This is a genomic window from Leptospira paudalimensis (assembly GCF_026151345.1).
GTDB lineage: Bacteria > Spirochaetota > Leptospiria > Leptospirales > Leptospiraceae > Leptospira_A > Leptospira_A paudalimensis.
Map to the genome: position 1 here is coordinate 252,290 of NZ_JAMQPR010000002.1, position 15,118 is coordinate 267,407.

The 15,118-nt window shown below is 39.4% G+C and carries 22 protein-coding genes; 11 read left to right on the forward strand and 11 right to left on the reverse strand.

Annotated elements, in window-relative coordinates:
* The first annotated feature begins 7 nt into the window (after positions 1 to 7).
* From queA to pnuC, 7 genes are all read left to right on the forward strand, one after another.
* A complete protein-coding gene (gene queA, locus ND855_RS18195; RefSeq protein WP_265359626.1) occupies positions 8 to 1,048 on the forward strand; it encodes a tRNA preQ1(34) S-adenosylmethionine ribosyltransferase-isomerase QueA in 1,041 nt (346 codons plus the stop codon).
* 52 nt (positions 1,049 to 1,100) lie between these two features.
* Positions 1,101 to 2,120, forward strand: a complete 1,020-nt coding sequence (locus ND855_RS18200; protein ID WP_265359627.1) for a hypothetical protein — start codon at positions 1,101 to 1,103, stop codon at positions 2,118 to 2,120.
* Positions 2,080 to 2,610, forward strand: coding sequence for a FlgO family outer membrane protein (locus ND855_RS18205; protein ID WP_322113586.1), 531 nt, complete (start codon positions 2,080 to 2,082; stop codon positions 2,608 to 2,610). The genes ND855_RS18200 and ND855_RS18205 overlap by 41 nt, the downstream gene beginning before the upstream one ends.
* A 109-nt stretch (positions 2,611 to 2,719) precedes the next feature.
* Positions 2,720 to 4,975, forward strand: coding sequence for an aconitate hydratase (locus ND855_RS18210; protein ID WP_265359629.1), 2,256 nt, complete (start codon positions 2,720 to 2,722; stop codon positions 4,973 to 4,975).
* 53 nt (positions 4,976 to 5,028) lie between these two features.
* The gene (locus ND855_RS18215; RefSeq protein ID WP_265359630.1) at positions 5,029 to 6,183 is read left to right on the forward strand and encodes a hypothetical protein; all 1,155 of its coding nucleotides are present in this window, start codon (positions 5,029 to 5,031) and stop codon (positions 6,181 to 6,183) included.
* Positions 6,183 to 6,860, forward strand: coding sequence for a class I SAM-dependent methyltransferase (locus ND855_RS18220; protein WP_265359631.1), 678 nt, complete (start codon positions 6,183 to 6,185; stop codon positions 6,858 to 6,860). Before ND855_RS18215 ends, ND855_RS18220 begins: the two co-directional genes overlap by 1 nt.
* 43 nt (positions 6,861 to 6,903) lie before the next feature.
* Positions 6,904 to 7,581: a nicotinamide riboside transporter PnuC gene (gene pnuC / locus ND855_RS18225; RefSeq protein WP_265359632.1), complete on the forward strand. Its 678-nt coding sequence runs from the start codon at positions 6,904 to 6,906 to the stop codon at positions 7,579 to 7,581.
* Positions 7,582 to 7,649: 68 nt separating this feature from the next.
* Here the strand turns inward: pnuC and ND855_RS18230 are convergent, their stop codons facing one another.
* From ND855_RS18230 to ND855_RS18270, 9 genes are all read right to left on the reverse strand, one after another.
* Positions 7,650 to 8,027 carry a DoxX family protein gene (locus ND855_RS18230; protein ID WP_265359633.1) on the reverse strand — a complete coding sequence of 126 codons (378 nt, stop codon included), beginning with the start codon at positions 8,025 to 8,027 and terminating at the stop codon, positions 7,650 to 7,652.
* 94 nt (positions 8,028 to 8,121) lie between these two features.
* The gene (locus ND855_RS18235) at positions 8,122 to 8,724 is read right to left on the reverse strand and encodes a YdeI/OmpD-associated family protein (protein WP_265359634.1); all 603 of its coding nucleotides are present in this window, start codon (positions 8,722 to 8,724) and stop codon (positions 8,122 to 8,124) included.
* Positions 8,725 to 8,755: 31 nt separating this feature from the next.
* A complete protein-coding gene (locus ND855_RS18240) occupies positions 8,756 to 9,217 on the reverse strand; it encodes an SRPBCC family protein (protein ID WP_265359635.1) in 462 nt (153 codons plus the stop codon).
* 30 nt (positions 9,218 to 9,247) lie between these two features.
* The gene (locus ND855_RS18245) at positions 9,248 to 9,571 is read right to left on the reverse strand and encodes an ArsR/SmtB family transcription factor (protein ID WP_135652622.1); all 324 of its coding nucleotides are present in this window, start codon (positions 9,569 to 9,571) and stop codon (positions 9,248 to 9,250) included.
* 259 nt (positions 9,572 to 9,830) lie between these two features.
* The gene (cutA, locus tag ND855_RS18250) at positions 9,831 to 10,160 is read right to left on the reverse strand and encodes a divalent-cation tolerance protein CutA (protein ID WP_135592940.1); all 330 of its coding nucleotides are present in this window, start codon (positions 10,158 to 10,160) and stop codon (positions 9,831 to 9,833) included.
* Between the two features lie 46 nt (positions 10,161 to 10,206).
* A complete protein-coding gene (locus ND855_RS18255) occupies positions 10,207 to 10,452 on the reverse strand; it encodes a hypothetical protein (protein WP_265359636.1) in 246 nt (81 codons plus the stop codon).
* A gap of 5 nt (positions 10,453 to 10,457) precedes the next feature.
* Entirely contained in the window at positions 10,458 to 10,790 is a 333-nt protein-coding gene (locus ND855_RS18260; RefSeq protein WP_265359637.1) for an LBF_4227 family protein, read from the reverse strand.
* Positions 10,791 to 11,075, reverse strand: a complete 285-nt coding sequence (locus ND855_RS18265) for a DUF883 family protein (protein WP_100720452.1) — start codon at positions 11,073 to 11,075, stop codon at positions 10,791 to 10,793.
* Positions 11,076 to 11,083: 8 nt separating this feature from the next.
* Complete coding sequence (locus tag ND855_RS18270) at positions 11,084 to 11,809, reverse strand: response regulator transcription factor (protein WP_012476707.1); 726 nt, start codon at positions 11,807 to 11,809, stop codon at positions 11,084 to 11,086.
* Between the two features lie 58 nt (positions 11,810 to 11,867).
* Here ND855_RS18270 and ND855_RS18275 point away from each other — a divergent pair, with 58 nt between their 5' ends.
* The gene (locus ND855_RS18275; RefSeq protein WP_265359638.1) at positions 11,868 to 12,284 is read left to right on the forward strand and encodes a DUF4279 domain-containing protein; all 417 of its coding nucleotides are present in this window, start codon (positions 11,868 to 11,870) and stop codon (positions 12,282 to 12,284) included.
* On the opposite strand, the gene ND855_RS18280 is transcribed toward ND855_RS18275, so the two are convergent.
* A complete protein-coding gene (locus ND855_RS18280) occupies positions 12,253 to 12,612 on the reverse strand; it encodes a hypothetical protein (RefSeq protein ID WP_265359639.1) in 360 nt (119 codons plus the stop codon). The two genes, ND855_RS18275 and ND855_RS18280, sit on opposite strands and share 32 nt — an antisense overlap.
* Positions 12,613 to 12,624: 12 nt before the next feature.
* Between ND855_RS18280 and ND855_RS18285 the strand changes: the two genes are divergently transcribed.
* A complete protein-coding gene (locus ND855_RS18285) occupies positions 12,625 to 13,596 on the forward strand; it encodes an amino acid--tRNA ligase-related protein (RefSeq protein ID WP_265359640.1) in 972 nt (323 codons plus the stop codon).
* Between the two features lie 5 nt (positions 13,597 to 13,601).
* Here ND855_RS18285 and ND855_RS18290 read toward each other — a convergent pair whose 3' ends face one another.
* Complete coding sequence (locus ND855_RS18290) at positions 13,602 to 13,994, reverse strand: LA_2478/LA_2722/LA_4182 family protein (RefSeq protein WP_265359641.1); 393 nt, start codon at positions 13,992 to 13,994, stop codon at positions 13,602 to 13,604.
* Between the two features lie 90 nt (positions 13,995 to 14,084).
* Between ND855_RS18290 and ND855_RS18295 the strand changes: the two genes are divergently transcribed.
* Positions 14,085 to 14,669, forward strand: coding sequence for a DUF6935 domain-containing protein (locus ND855_RS18295; protein ID WP_265359642.1), 585 nt, complete (start codon positions 14,085 to 14,087; stop codon positions 14,667 to 14,669).
* Positions 14,670 to 15,118, forward strand: a 449-nt coding sequence (locus ND855_RS18300; protein ID WP_265359643.1) for a ZIP family metal transporter, incomplete at its 3' end; no start/stop codon positions are given.

Below are 15,118 nucleotides of genomic sequence, written 5' to 3' on the forward strand. Positions count from 1 at the left end.
TTCCAAGATGGATTTTTTAGAAGAATTTGATTTTCATTTACCAGAAGAACAAATTGCGCGTTTCCCTGCGAAAAATCGAGATGAATCAAGATTACTCCTTGTAGACAAATCGAAGGAAACGTTTTGGGAAGCTCCACATTTTCGCAACATAGGGCAATGGTTACGACCTGGCGATGTATTGGTATTTAATGATACAAAAGTTTCGTATCGAAGGGTGTTTTTACAAGTGGAATCAGGTCGGATTCACGAATCCATTTTTTTAGAAACTGTGGATGATTCTTCCTTCGTTTGGACTTGTATCCTTAAGAATAGGGCAAAATTAAAGTTAGGTGATAACTTATGGCCTGTTGGATTCCCAAATTTTCAATTTCGATATGATGGGAAAGAGGAAGAGTTGTCCTTACTCGTATCTGACAAAATAATTTCAGATTCAGACTTTGAGATTTTTGGAACAATTCCAATCCCTCCTTATTTAAAAAGGAAAGTCATCGAAGAAGATAAAATACGATACCAAACTATCTTTGCAAAAAAATCAGGTTCTGTTGCAGCACCAACTGCAGGCCTTCATTTTACAGATTCCTTAAAAGAAGAACTTGTCCAACGGGGAATCGAATTTGTACCAGTGAACCTCCAAGTTGGTTATGGGACATTTCGTCCTTTGACCGCCGAACAATGGCAAACTAAAACCTTACACAAAGAAAAATACGAGATCACGGAAGAAACAGCGAATCGATTGAACACTGCAAAAAAAGAAGGTCGTCGTATCATTGCGATCGGAACTACGTCTCTTCGTGTGCTCGAAACTGTATTTGATTCTCAACAACAGAAATATAAGGTAGGTTTGGGTCAAACTGACATATTTTTGTCGCCAGGTGACAACATTAAATCAGTACAAGGACTGATCACAAACTTTCATTTACCTAAATCGAGTTTGTTATTACTCGTAAGTGCCTTTGCAAATAGTCGACTCGTGATGAATGTTTACAGGTATGCATTACAGAACCATTTTCGTTTTTACTCATATGGTGACTCTATGTTCTTATTTTAAAAATAGGTTTACATTCACTTTGGATTAGGAAATATGTTTTTACAGTTTCTTTATGAACTCCCCTCAAGCTTCTGTTTTTGTTTCACTTATTTCTGGCTTTGGTCTTCTTGCAGTTGTCACTTTGACACCCATCCAAGAAAACCAAGTCAAAAAATTGGAAAACTCAACAAAACTGTCGTTAGCTGAAAAAAAAACTCTAAATTCTCAGACTGAATCCAATCCAAGTTTTTCCTACCCAAAACAATCTGAATTTTCAAGTGTCCCACGTGAGACCTTAGTCTCTTTTTCACTAGATACTCCTGGAGTTTCGTTTCGTCGCGGGGTTAAACGTAGCAATTTTTCTTACTCTTATTCACGCATCGATTCCGATTTTTCTCCTGCCTTGTATTCGGCACTAGATGCAAAACAAAGTGGTGAACCTTCATTATCCCAATTCATTTTAAATGCACCATTAAACCCATCTGCTAGTTTAATTTTCCGTCAAATCGAAACAAACAAACGTACGTTATATGATCCAAAGCTACTTTTTGAATACCAAGGAAATTTTTCTGCTACTCCCTTTCTAAAAGTACAGACTTCAGTTTATAATGTTAAAACAGATAACCCAGTGGTCTCGAGTGGACTTGATGGTGGTAAATTTTCTTTTTTTTTCGGCAGTGACAAAATCCAGCTGAACCTTCGTTATAATTATGTGAACCAAAGACCAAATGCGTCCAATGGCCAACTTAGTTTTATTCCAGCACAAGACATTGCTTCACTCGGATTCATTTTCTTTTTGGGGCCAAGCAAGAATTATTCACTGTATGTTGGTAACCAAATTTTTAATGTGTTTAATGACCCTTTGTTACAAGTGAGAGACCAAAATGGTCGTTCCCCCGAAACTTTTTCTGCATCGTTTCGAGGTAAACACCCGGGCAAACTCAAAACAACTTTTTTTCTCAATTTTCAAAATCAATTTTATAAAGACGGTATGCTAGTTGGGGTTCCAGGTGGATATATGGTTGGGAATGCATTTAATGGAAAATCGTTTTATGAATATGTTACCTCGCTTGGAATGGAAGTTGCGTTTTAATTTTATCCTGCTTTGTTTGATTTTAATTTCACTTAGCTCTTGTTATTTGGGAGAGGAAAGGGAATCAAAACCAAAAAAACCAACCACTCCTCCATTAGAACAACTTGCCACATCTTTATCCGAGAAAGGATTTTATTTCCAACCTGAGAGACTCGTTGTCCTGACATTCCTCGACAATGAAGGGAAAAAAAGTCCGTATGGAGAAATCTTAGCAGAAAAACTCACTACGGAACTCGTGAAAAGAGACCGCTTCCAAATTTTAGATCGTTTGGCAAACCAAAAGGTATTAAAAGAAGCTGGTCTCAGTTTGGATTCTCCTACAGACACTGCCACCTTGCGTAAAATAGGTGAGGTTCTCAAATTAGATGTCATCATCACGGGAATTGTTACTCCTTACCAAGACGGAGTTTTTGTGAATACAAGGCTCATCGAAATCAAAACAGGACTCATCCTAAAAGCGGATGAAGTTTATGTCCGAATTGACGGTTGATGCCGTTTCATTTCCCTAAAAGAACCAATTTTACTGATTTTAGCTTCTGTAGTTTAATTTTCGATTGATTCCCTTTTTTCCTACGGTCTGATAGGTATAAGAGGTTCAGATGGCATTTGATATAGAAATGATCGCGGCTCGTTATTCCAAAATGGAAGCGGCCATCACACAAGCCAGGAAGATTGTGGGTCGACCCCTCACTCTCACAGAGAAGATTTTATACAACCACCTTTGGGATGGAAATCCTTCCAAAAGTTTTGGACGTGGTGCGGATTATGTTGACTTTGCACCAGACCGAGTGGCGATGCAAGATGCAACAGCACAGATGGCCCTTTTGCAGTTTATGCAAGCAGGCAGAAAAAAAGTGGCAGTGCCTTCTACAGTACACTGTGACCACTTAATTACAGCAAAAGAAGAATCGGGCAAAGACCTTGGCATTGCTGTTACAGAGAACAAAGAAGTTTATGATTTTTTATCTTCCGTTTCCAATAAATACGGAATTGGGTTTTGGAAACCAGGCGCTGGGATCATCCACCAAGTTGTTTTAGAAAACTATGCATTCCCTGGTGGGATGATGATTGGAACTGACTCCCATACAGTGAACGCTGGTGGACTTGGGATGGTGGCAATCGGTGTTGGTGGAGCTGACGCTTGTGATGTGATGGCTGGACTCCCTTGGGAGCTCAAATGGCCAAAAGCAATTGGTGTCAAACTCACAGGAAAACTGAATGGTTGGACTTCTGCAAAAGACGTCATTTTAAAAGTAGCTGGGATCCTCACAGTGAAAGGGGGAACAGGTGCGATCGTAGAATACTTTGGTCCAGGTGCGGAAGCTCTTTCTTGCACAGGAAAAGGTACAATTTGTAACATGGGTGCCGAAATTGGAGCGACCACTTCCACATTTGGATATGATGCTTCTATGGAACGTTATCTTCGTTCCACTAACAGAGCTGATGTGGCTGATCTTGCCAACAAATACAAAGCACACTTAACTGCTGACCCTGAAGTGTATGCAGACCCGTCAAAGTACTTTGACCAAGTGATCGAAATTGATCTCAATACACTTGAGCCATATGTGAATGGTCCTTTTACGCCAGACCTTGCGACTCCGATTTCCAAAATGAAAGAAGAGGCAGTGAAAAATGGATGGCCACTCAAAGTAGAAGTGGGTCTGATCGGATCTTGTACTAACTCATCATATGAGGACATCTCTCGTGCGGCTTCCCTTGCCAAACAAGTGGCTTCAAAAGGTCTCAAAACCAAAGCAGAATTTACCATCACACCTGGTTCGGAACTTGTAAGGTATACGATTGCGCGCGATGGATTTATCGATACTTTCCACAAAATTGGTGCAAAAGTATTTTCGAATGCCTGTGGACCTTGTATTGGGATGTGGTCACGTGTGGGAGCAGAGAAAAAAGAAAAGAACACAATTGTTCACTCCTTCAACCGAAACTTCCAAGCACGACAAGACGGAAACCCAAACACTTATGCTTTTGTGGCATCACCAGAAATCACAACAGCACTTGCCATTGCAGGTGACTTAGGTTTTAACCCACTCACTGACACCCTTGTGAATGAAAAAGGGGAAAAAGTAAAACTCGATCCTCCTACGGGAGAAGAACTCCCGAGCAAAGGTTTTGCGGTGGAAGATGCAGGTTATGTAGCTCCGGCAGCAGATGGATCCGGTGTACAAGTGATTGTAGACCCAAGTTCCACTAGACTCCAACTCCTTGCTCCATTCAAAGCTTGGGAAGGAACAGACCTCAAAGGATTAAAACTTCTCATCAAAGCCAAAGGAAAATGTACAACAGACCATATTTCGATGGCAGGTCCTTGGTTAAAATTCCGTGGTCACTTGGATAATATTTCCAATAACCTTCTCATTGGTGCGACAAACTTCTTCAATGGCAAAACCAACGAAGTGAAAAACCAAGTTTCAGGAAACTACGAACCAGTCCCTCAAACCCAAAGAGCTTACAAAGCACAAGGGATTGGGTCGATTGTAGTTGGGGATGAAAACTATGGGGAAGGTTCTTCTCGCGAGCACGCAGCGATGGAACCAAGGCATCTAGGTGTAAGAGCAGTACTTGTAAAATCGTTTGCACGGATCCACGAAACAAACTTAAAAAAACAAGGGATGCTTGCGCTTACGTTTGCCAACAAAGATGATTACGATAAAATCCAAGAAGACGATTCGATCGACATCATCGGTCTCACATCTTTCCAAGAAGGAAAACCACTCAGTTTGGTTCTCAATCATAAAGATGGAAAAAAAGATGAGATCCAAGTGAACCATACTTACAATGCGCAACAAATCGAATGGTTCAAAGCTGGTGCTGCTTTGAATTTGATGAAAGCGTAAAAAAACTCGATGAAACACTTGCCAGAGTCATTTCTGGCAAGTCCTTCCTTTTCATGCCAACTCCTAAATCCAAACAAAACATAAATTCAAATTCCGAATCCATCGTATGGACAGGGGAGTCTTCCAACCAAACAAAAGCACAAAAAGAATTTAACGATGCTCTTCGTAAACACAAAGAAACTTTAGAACGTTCCAAAGAAATAGAACCTTTATTCCAATTGGTGAACGAAACGTACTTAAACGTGGTTTTGCCAGAACTGAACAAACAGAAACAATTGGAACGGGAACGATTTGAACTGATGTGTTCGATCTTATTGGAAGAAAAATTATCCTTTGGCAAAATGCAAAGAGAGTTTTTACGTCGGTATTTACTCGAGATGTGTAACGATAATTTAACAGAAGACCCAGAATTTTATACTCCTTTTCGAGACCAGTTAGAAACCAAATTTGAGAAACTAGAACGAATTCGTTATAAAAACCAAATGGAATCACGGATCAAACAAACCTTTGGATTGGATATTGATTTGGATGATTTTAATCGCACTCAATTTGATTCCGATGAAGAAAGGGATTCTCACGAAGAAAAGTACAGAGACTTCCGAGAAAAGTATGAAGAATACAGAGCAGAGTATTTTCGAAAATCAAAGTCTGGATTCAAAGATAAAAAAAAATCCAAAGCACAAATGGATAAAGAAAAAAAACAATTAGAAGCAGAACGGTTGTTAAGTACTGACATCAATACCTTGTTCAAAAATTTAGCGAAACTCATCCATCCCGACAAAGAACAAGATCCTATTTTGCGTGAAAAAAAAGCCAAACTGATGACCAAACTCTCTGGTGCCAGGGATAATATGAATATTGCTGAAATTTTAGAAATCAAACTCCAAGTAGACGAACTCATTCCAAACCAACAAACAGACGTGTCATTTCATGATACATCCATCAAACGATTTGTTGGAATCATCAAATCTAAAATCCGAGAATTAGAGGATTCCATACGACAAAGGTTTTTTTCCCATCCTCTCATGGCAGATTTCCCATCGAGTAAAATCACAAAAGAATCATTGGATGTATACTTAAAACGCGTGAAACAAGACAACCAAATGGTAACAAAAGCTTACCAAAAAGAAGTGGATTTGTTATCCAAAGAACCCAAGTACATTAAAGAGATGATTAAAGAACTGCAAAGTTTAGGAGTTCAATTCTAATGAAAGGTTTTTTAAAACAGAAACAAACAGGACTTGGTAAAAATGGAAAAGAATTTGGAAGTGAATACTGGTCCGAAATTTATGGGAATGGTCTTGATGTAGACGGCTCTTATAATGCGAAACAACATGCAGACTATCTAAAATCTCTTTTCCAACTTATGGAAATTCCTGTTTATAAAATGGCCGACTTTGGATTTGGGAAGGGGATTTTACTTCGTGAGATGGTAAAAACCTTTTCGCCTGTGAAAGTGTATGCAGTGGATGCATCAAAAGAAGCTTTTGAAGAACTCAAAAAAAAAGATTGGGTCAAACGATCAGATAAGTTTCATATTTACCATGAATCATTGGAAACATTAGTGTTACCAAAATTGGAAAAGGAACCCGTGGAACTTGGGATTTGTAATTCCGTGATCCAATACTTACCTGATAACCAAATTCCATCCGTTTTAGAAAAGATGGCTAAGTATTGTAATTATTTATATTTCACAGTTCCAACAAACGAAGACTATGCGGTGATGAAAGAAGAAATGTCCTTTGTGGATCCATATGCTTTTTCCAGAACAAAACAAAAATATAGAAAGTGGATCGCTAGAGACTTCGAAATTGTAGGATACAATCTCTTACAAAGCAAATGGCTTGGTGAAAAAGGTTTTAAAGAAGATTTTTTTCGGATCTAATTCGATTCTGATATTGGAAAAGAGTGTTCGAGACTAACCAAGTATGACAGAAATTCTTCTTTTGGAACAATACTTATCCTTAGACTATGCGATTTTTACAATCCTTGGGTATCCCTTATCGTTATTAGAATTGTTAGGTACCACTTCTGGCCTTGTTTGTGTGTACTTAGCATCGAGAAATCATATCTTAACTTGGCCCATCGGAATTTTTAATTCAATTTGTTTTTTCTTTTTATTTTTCCAAATCCAATTGTATTCGGATATGTTGTTACAAGTTTATTTTTTTGGATCCAGTATTTATGGTTGGATCATTTGGAGGAAACGAACAGGTCAATTTACGAAGATTGTTTCTTTAGGGAGAAACAAAAACCTTTTTGTGATTTTCCTTTTGATCGTAGGAACCTTTGGTCTTGGGTTTTTTACAAAACATTTACCCGTTTGGTTCCCGAGTTTGTTTTTAAAACCACCTGATTATTTGTATTGGGATGCGTTTACAACAGTCACTAGTATCATTGCCAATTTACTCTTAGCCCAAAGGAAACTGGAATCTTGGTTTTTATGGGTGTTAGTGGATATTGTTTGTATTGTATTGTATTCTCTAAAGAATATTCCTTTTGTGACAGTAGAATATGTAATTTTCCTTCTCATTGCTTTTTATGGTTCGTGGCATTGGTACACGGAGTATCGGGAGAATCAAAAATCGACTTCTATATCGATATGATTCGGAAACGATCAAACAGATACTGGATTCAAATGTTTGATCGTTTTGTGGATTTGAATTCTTTTGGTTTAGACTTTGATTTTGCGATTTTCTGGTCGTAAGTACCAAGAAATCACACTTAAACTTAACAGTAACAAAGATGGTAAAACTTCTGTTATGGGATGCCCACAACTGATGTGAGAAATTGCCGCTCCAGACATCGCAAAGAAAAACCCTGCATAGGCCCATTCTTTCAATAGTAAAAATTTTGGAACCAGTACGGCAATGACACCTAGTAATTTCCAAACTCCTAAAAGAGTGAGAAAGTAGGTTGGGTATCCCAATTGGTTTATCTTTTCCACTTCTTCCGGAAGTTTCATGAGTTGGACGATGGCTGTGGAAACCATACCCAGTGATAACCAAAGGGTAAAGAACCAATATAGAATTTTGTTTGTTTTCTCTGACATAAATGATCTCCTAAAAAAAATTCAATCCGCAACTTGGATGGTTTCAGCATTCCTAAACATAACCTGAATCATCAATGATTCTATTAGGATTCCCTTAATCGTTTAATCCTTTTCCATTTAAGATATTGGGAATATGTTTTGTGATTCTTTCTTCTCTTGTTTCTTTTCGTTTGGCAGCATTAAAGAAGAGTAGGTACCCTCTTTGCCTACCGGGAGTTAACTCTTGGAATGCGGTCTGTAATTTTGGGTTTTGTTCCAATACTCGCAAAAACTCTTCTGGGACTTCAAACTCAGAAGTTTTTTTCAAGATTGGTTTTTTCCCAGCTTTTTCCAATTCGATTGCATCTCTCATAAATGCCTGAATCGTGGTTTTAGATTTGGTAATCTCTTCTGCTGACTGGAAACGCATCTGTCTCGCAGCTTGTACGTTTTTTGTTTGTTGGATGAGAATTTTTTTGGAGTCCTTTAATAATGCACCTTTAAAAAATAAAATCGCAACATACTCTTTGAATCCATGTAATAAGAATATATTTTGACCATTCCATGTGTAACAAGGTTGCCCCCATTTAATTTCCTCAACTAGTTTGCTTTTGAGTGCAATGGAACGTAGGATTTGGAATTCTTTTTTCCAAGATTTTACCCCATCAAAAAAAGAGTTTGGGTTTTTGGTGTTACTTTTTTTTTGTTTTGGTTCCATATCGTTTAACCTATGTTATGATTTATTTCATTCACTGTTTTGTGATTGTTTGCAATCGGTTGTGGGCCATATTGATCCCTTGGGCAAATGGCATCTTCAGTAGTTTGTCTCTTTGATCCACCGATTGAAATATAATTTGCATTCTGAGTTTGGATTTGTTTTCGGAAATCTTTTGGAAGGTAAAAAATTCAAGTTGGATAGGGAAACCAGTGTTTTCCATTTCGAAGGTTCTCACAAAACTTTTGTCCTCCACGAGGTTCAGTAACACTCCATTTGCTCGAAAGAGTAAATGCCCTTCAGGGGATTTTGTTTCAAATACATAACTCCCGTGGTTTCGTTTTTCAAATTGGATTACCTTGTTTCCCATCCATTGTTCGATGAGCTCTGGTTCTGTATGCGCCTTAAACACAAGAGAGGATGGTAAATCAAACTCACGTTCGATCATTATCTCTTGTTTGCCGTCTTCTGCGATCACCTTTGTTTTGAGTTCCATTCCAAATTCCTTATTCGCAAACGATTTGTATTATGCCTTCGGTTTATATTGTTTCATCACAGATTCCAGTTTATTAAACCTGTCGTCCCAGAGTTTACGGAATGGTTCGATGAAATGGGCAATTTCCTTCATTTTATGTGGGTTTAGGTGGTAGTACATTTCACGGCCAATGGGTTCCCTCTGTAACAAATCACATTCGGTTAAGATGAGTAGGTGTTTGGATATGGTGGGTCGTTTGGAATCAAATTGGGAAGCAATCGCTCCCGCTGTCATCGACTGGGTGGCCACAAGGAGGAGGATGGCCCGCCTTGTGGGATCTGCAATTGCCTGAAAAACATCTCTTCGTAAATCCATTGTGTAGCCATTTGACTAATAAATGATATGTAGTCATTTGGCAACACAATTTTTACCTGTTCCCAATGCTAAATTTGGAAAATACGTTCTATCCCTGCGCCAGGGACACGGTGGGCTTGGTCCTAGGAGGCGAAACGCCAACTAGGACGGGAGCGAACGCGGACCCCAGAGTGGCCCGGTCGATTTTTGTGCAAAGTTGATTGTGAGAAAATTGAATTCGAGGCGCCCACAAAAAAGAAAAAGCATGTGGACTTTTTTGTTAGCTATTCTTTTTGATTTTGTCGGCAACAAACGCTTTGTAGGCGGGGCTACCAAAACTCACATCCATCCGAATGATTTCGGGTGCTATGTAGGGATGGTGTTTCATGATATACGCTTCGATCGCATCATACTTATCAGCTTTTGCTTTGAGTAAAATTTTGTTTTCCGTATCAACTGTGATTTTGCCTTCCCAAAGGTAAACCAGTTCGACTTCAGGGAATATGGTCCCTGATACAATGATCCCTTCTTCTAACATTTCAGAGATTTGTTCTTCCGCCATGTCGCGGTCGCCTATTGTGGTAAATACTAAAATTTCTTCCGATGCCATGTTGTCCTACTGTTGGTACTAGGATCGGATATGGAAAGGCAAATCCTTATTCTTTTGGTGAGTCCTTTTGCAAATAACTTTGGATTCCTTCTTTGGCTTTGTCTAAAACGCCCGATTCACGAAGGGAACGAACCACTCGTTGCCAGAATTTAACTTTGCCTTCCAATTCAATCCAACCAAGTGTTAAGTCCATTCGTTTGATCTTGAGTAACATGCGTAATTCGGACAAAGTCATGTCTTTTGGGTCTTTGTCGAGATAACGGTTGTGGTCTTGGAAGGGGTTAAATACCATACAGATTATTTACGGAAAACAAAAGATAAAAAGAGGATTGCAAAAACTAAAAATCCAATTCCAGTTCCGAAACTCGCAAGGATGGGATCTCCGCTAGCTAAAAACTTTTGGATACTTAGGAAAATACCGTACGAAGTGTACACAAGTCCAAGGAAGATGAGTGTGAGAGCAGTGAATACCCAAACCGTTTTTTTAACAAATTTTTGCACATAAAACTGTACGTTTTTTTGTATATAGATCACCATCACTTCTACATAAGAGACAAGTTTGGCGATGAATTCTTCGAAGGTGGCTTTTAAACCACCTTTTTTGCGTTGTTTAGAGTGTTTTTCGTCCAATTATTTCTTCTTAAAAAACCAACCAAGGGCAAGTCCAAGACCAAGTCCAACTCCAAAACCAATCACAGCTGCTTTTTGTGGATTTTCTTTTACATAGGAACCCACATTGTCGATCACTTCTTTGGCACGAATGGATGCTTCTTCGCTTGCTTTCCCTAACTTTTGTTTGATGTCACTTACTTGTTCCATATACTTCTCCTTGGCTCTTTGTTCAATTTCCTTGGCTTTTTTCTCATACAACTTAATTTCGTCGATGAGGGACTTCTCTTTTTTCACTTCTTCCATAACGTATGTTAGTCTGGTACAACAATGTTTTCAAAATTGTCAGTGAAACGATATCCAATTCCCCAAATGGTTTCAATCCATTCTGGTTGTGCGGAATTTTTTTCCAGTTTGGAACGAATGCGTTTGATATGGCTATCAATCATCCTTTCAAAACCATCCCATTCCACTCCCCAAACTGATTCCAAAATCATTTCACGAGAAAAAACTTTTCCTGGTGAACCAGCGAGTAGTTGTAAAATGTCGAATTCTTTACGGGAGATGTTGATGATGTTTTCGTTTAACGTAACACGACGACGAATGGAATCAATTTTTAAGGCACCACGAATGATTTCACCCGCTTGTCCTACATTTGGTTTGATCCCAATTTTTTTATCCCAACGTCTAAAAAAAACGTCTACACGAGTTTTGAGTTCCCGAACGGAAAATGGTTTTGTGATGTAATCATCAGCACCTAACTCGAGTCCCATGATCCTATCAATTTCTTCCGTTCTTGCAGAAAGGATAAAAATTGGAGTACTTTCGTCTGATTTCCGAATGCTACGGCAAATTTCCATACCATCAATGTCTGGAAGTGAAAGGTCAAGAATCACTAAATCAGGATGATTGGATTTATAAAATTTCAATCCATCTTCGCCATTTTCAAAAACGGAGGTGGTGTAGTGAGCAGAATCGAGAGATTTCCGGATTAGGTTCCCGATGTCCGGATCGTCCTCAATTACCAAAATATTTTTCATGTTTTTCCCTTGAGTTCTTTCTCAATTTGGTTCTTGTAGTAGAAAAAAAAAGTAAAAAATGGAATCGGGAACACAAAGAGAACTAAAATCGTGGGCAATGTTTGCCATCACAGGAACAAGGCTACGGCCCTTGGAAGTGACGGAAAAATTAGGCCTAACTCCCGACTATTACCATGGTGGGGATGTAAAAGACATCGAAAATATGACAATTCCGAGTCATTGGCAGCTCAATTCTAAGTTAGGACCTGAGTTCTCTGCCCAAGATCATATTTGGGACATTCTAAAAACACTGGGACCCGTTCGCAAAGAACTGAAAGAGTTCACAGAAAACTTTACTTCTACGATTTACGTCTCGGTTGAGTTTGCCTCTGAGTTTACCAAAGGTGTCACCCTCGATAGAAGGACGATGCTTTTGTTAGGTGAAATGGGAGTCGAATTGGAAATTATCCCCTGGGAACTCGGTGGGACTCCCTGAGGATAGACTCACTCGGGAATACCAATCGGATGAGGCCAAAGCGTTTGAGGTAATGGTAACTGGATAGGGTGAGACCATTCAAAACCAAAACTCGTTTTTTCAATCGAAGGTCTCTTGCCATATTCAAAAGTTTGGTGAGAAGGGTGATGGGTAAATACGGCAAATTCGACAGATCCATTTGGATATGGGATCTGGTTTGGAAAAATAACATATGCATCACAGAGTCCAATTCTTCTTCCATCTCCGCATGTACGTCTTTGGAGGAGATGACAATTTCATAGGCGTTTTGGATTTCCTTTACATTTAGGTATTTGGTTTTTTTTGCCATCGGAGGTTAGGTTTGCACGTTCTACCAAAAGAGACACTCATTTTTCGTTCCAAAGTTTTCCAAACGGTCAGAGAGATTTTGACACGGAATGAATTTTTGGAAGTGGATACTCCCACTCTAAAACCCATCGTCGGTATGGAACCGTATTTGGATCCGTTTGAAGTGCATTCTCCCTCCGGAAAAGAAAATGGTTATCTCATCACCTCTCCTGAGTACAGCCTAAAACAAATGATGGCAACAGGCTTACCTCGTATCTTCGAGTTGGCCCATACCTACAGGTCAGGGGAAGTGGGAAGTTCGTACCATACAAAAGAGTTTCTTATGTTAGAACTCTATGCAGAAGGTATGGATGATGAAGGGTTACGGAATTTGATTGAGAAATTCTTACGGGAACTGATCTTTACAGTTGGTATACCAAAACTCCACAACCAACTATCCAAACCAGGTTTTATCCGTCATGATTCAGTACAGTCAGTGTTTCTCAACCATCTTGGGCATGGATTTGAAAGAGAAAATTTAATCCTGACGATCATCAAACAAAAGTTAACCTCTGCTTCCTTTGAGGAATTACAAACTTGGCAATATGAAGATTTGTTCTTTTTGGTATTTTTAAATTGTATCGAACCGAAACTAGGGGAAGGGATTGTATTTTTGTATGATTACCCTCCGGAATGTGCCGCTCTTGCTAGAATTGAGAAGGGAGTTGCCAAACGTTTTGAAATTTATTGGGACGGACTCGAACTTGCCAATGCCTTTTATGAATTGAATGACCCAAACGAACAACGAAAACGATTTGCGGCCGAACAAGAGTTACGTGCCAAATTGGGGAAAGAAGTATTTCCAATGGATGAGGATTTTTTACAGGCATTGGGGAATGGATTTCCCAATTGTTCGGGGATATCCATTGGGATGGATCGGCTCATGTTAAAACTTTTGGGGAAAAACGGACTCGCGGAAGTGAGCCCGTATTGGATGGAATTGTAAAAGATTTATTCCTCTTCGGATTGGAACTTCTCACAAGCTTGTGGGATTTTCCCTTCTTCTAATTCAGCACAGGAAAACGCAGCCATTTCCTTTGTACATTGTTTCATGTCTTCTATGTCTTGTTTGGTGAGTTTTCTGGTTGGTTTTTCGTTACTTGGTTTTTGGCCTTCAACAATGTATTGTTTGTAACGAGATTCGCAGACATTTCCATTCACAAATTGTGATTCAACCATCTTCCTTTGTTCTGGTGGAAGGTCTTTTAATTTTTCTTTCATACATTCCGAAGTTTTCGCACACATTTTTTTGGAGAGAGCTTGGAATTCTTTAGCGTCCTTTAATGTTTGTGAGGTGATCATGAGGGGGAAACATAAAAATAAGAAAAGAGAAATATTTTTCATAAAAATAACATATCGCTTTTCGGTCACTGGTAAAGAAAAAATTTAGAAAAAGGATTGCATCCAAGGAAAATCAAACTAAGATTTTCGCCCATGAAACGAATTGTAACTTTACTTCTGGTCTCGTTTACCGTATCCCTTGTGGCTCAAAATTTGACAGAACGAACACCTGTCAGTTTTCCCTCTGTACCAAACACAATTGAAGAATTCAAATCCATCCAAGCGGCCACTGCCACTACTCCAGAAGGTGGAGTTGCTGTTTTAGTCCTTGCCATCTCTCTCTATGGAAAAAATCCAGAATTAGGAAGAAAGGCAGTGGTACTTTCCGTCCTTTCCAAAAACAGACAAAAATCGAATAAACCAACAGCGGTTGATGGAGTCGATTTAGGAGGAAGTGATTCCTATTTGCTTGGTCAACTCGACAAATACAAAATGTTACCAAATGGATATTGGAAAGGGGCAGAACCGTCTAACGGGTATACACCGGCACTTCCTCTCACAGTTGAAACCTATACCAATCCCTATTCAGGGGATGAGTCCTCTGGAAGGATCAAACTTTTTGTTGCCACAAAAGGTGCTTCCAGTTACCGACCTGTCACTGTGGAAAAAGACTCCGACGGACTTTGGCGTGCCAAAGAAATGAGTTCTTTGTATGTTGGGATGATGCCCGCCAAATAGATGTTCATTGATCTACTTTCATTCCATCCAGTGGTATTGGCACTTCTTGCCACTGGGTTTACTTGGTTGTGTACTGCGTTTGGAGCAGGCTTTGTGTTTTTCTTTCGTACGGTGCCAAGGCCTGTGTTTAATGCGATGCTTGGATTTGCCTCAGGCATTATGATCGCTGCTAGTTTTTGGTCATTATTACTCCCCTCGATTGAACTTTCAGAAACGGCTGGCCAACCTGCTTGGTTCCATGTGAGCCTTGGGTTTTTGTCAGGTGGGCTTTCTTTGTTTGGTCTCCACAAACTCCTTCCACATTTACACGTTGGTTTAGAAGAAAACCGACTCGAAGGAGGGAAGTCTTCTTTCCAAAGGAGTTTGTTACTCATCCTTGCCATCACTTTGCATAATATCCCAGAGGGACTTGCGGTAGGTGTCGCCTTTGGTGCCTTAGGTGATGGGTT

Coding starts and splice junctions, on each gene's coding strand:
- queA (WP_265359626.1), top strand. CDS start 8: ATGGATTTTTTAGAAGAATTTGATTTTCATTTACCAGAAGAACAAATT.
- ND855_RS18200 (WP_265359627.1), top strand. CDS start 1,101: ATGAACTCCCCTCAAGCTTCTGTTTTTGTTTCACTTATTTCTGGCTTT.
- ND855_RS18205 (WP_322113586.1), top strand. CDS start 2,080: ATGAATATGTTACCTCGCTTGGAATGGAAGTTGCGTTTTAATTTTATC.
- ND855_RS18210 (WP_265359629.1), top strand. CDS start 2,720: ATGGCATTTGATATAGAAATGATCGCGGCTCGTTATTCCAAAATGGAA.
- ND855_RS18215 (WP_265359630.1), top strand. CDS start 5,029: ATGCCAACTCCTAAATCCAAACAAAACATAAATTCAAATTCCGAATCC.
- ND855_RS18220 (WP_265359631.1), top strand. CDS start 6,183: ATGAAAGGTTTTTTAAAACAGAAACAAACAGGACTTGGTAAAAATGGA.
- pnuC (WP_265359632.1), top strand. CDS start 6,904: ATGACAGAAATTCTTCTTTTGGAACAATACTTATCCTTAGACTATGCG.
- ND855_RS18230 (WP_265359633.1), bottom strand. CDS start 8,027: ATGTCAGAGAAAACAAACAAAATTCTATATTGGTTCTTTACCCTTTGG.
- ND855_RS18235 (WP_265359634.1), bottom strand. CDS start 8,724: ATGGAACCAAAACAAAAAAAAAGTAACACCAAAAACCCAAACTCTTTT.
- ND855_RS18240 (WP_265359635.1), bottom strand. CDS start 9,217: ATGGAACTCAAAACAAAGGTGATCGCAGAAGACGGCAAACAAGAGATA.
- ND855_RS18245 (WP_135652622.1), bottom strand. CDS start 9,571: ATGGATTTACGAAGAGATGTTTTTCAGGCAATTGCAGATCCCACAAGG.
- cutA (WP_135592940.1), bottom strand. CDS start 10,160: ATGGCATCGGAAGAAATTTTAGTATTTACCACAATAGGCGACCGCGAC.
- ND855_RS18255 (WP_265359636.1), bottom strand. CDS start 10,452: ATGGTATTTAACCCCTTCCAAGACCACAACCGTTATCTCGACAAAGAC.
- ND855_RS18265 (WP_100720452.1), bottom strand. CDS start 11,075: ATGGAAGAAGTGAAAAAAGAGAAGTCCCTCATCGACGAAATTAAGTTG.
- ND855_RS18270 (WP_012476707.1), bottom strand. CDS start 11,809: ATGAAAAATATTTTGGTAATTGAGGACGATCCGGACATCGGGAACCTA.
- ND855_RS18275 (WP_265359638.1), top strand. CDS start 11,868: ATGGAATCGGGAACACAAAGAGAACTAAAATCGTGGGCAATGTTTGCC.
- ND855_RS18280 (WP_265359639.1), bottom strand. CDS start 12,612: ATGGCAAAAAAAACCAAATACCTAAATGTAAAGGAAATCCAAAACGCC.
- ND855_RS18290 (WP_265359641.1), bottom strand. CDS start 13,994: ATGAAAAATATTTCTCTTTTCTTATTTTTATGTTTCCCCCTCATGATC.
- ND855_RS18295 (WP_265359642.1), top strand. CDS start 14,085: ATGAAACGAATTGTAACTTTACTTCTGGTCTCGTTTACCGTATCCCTT.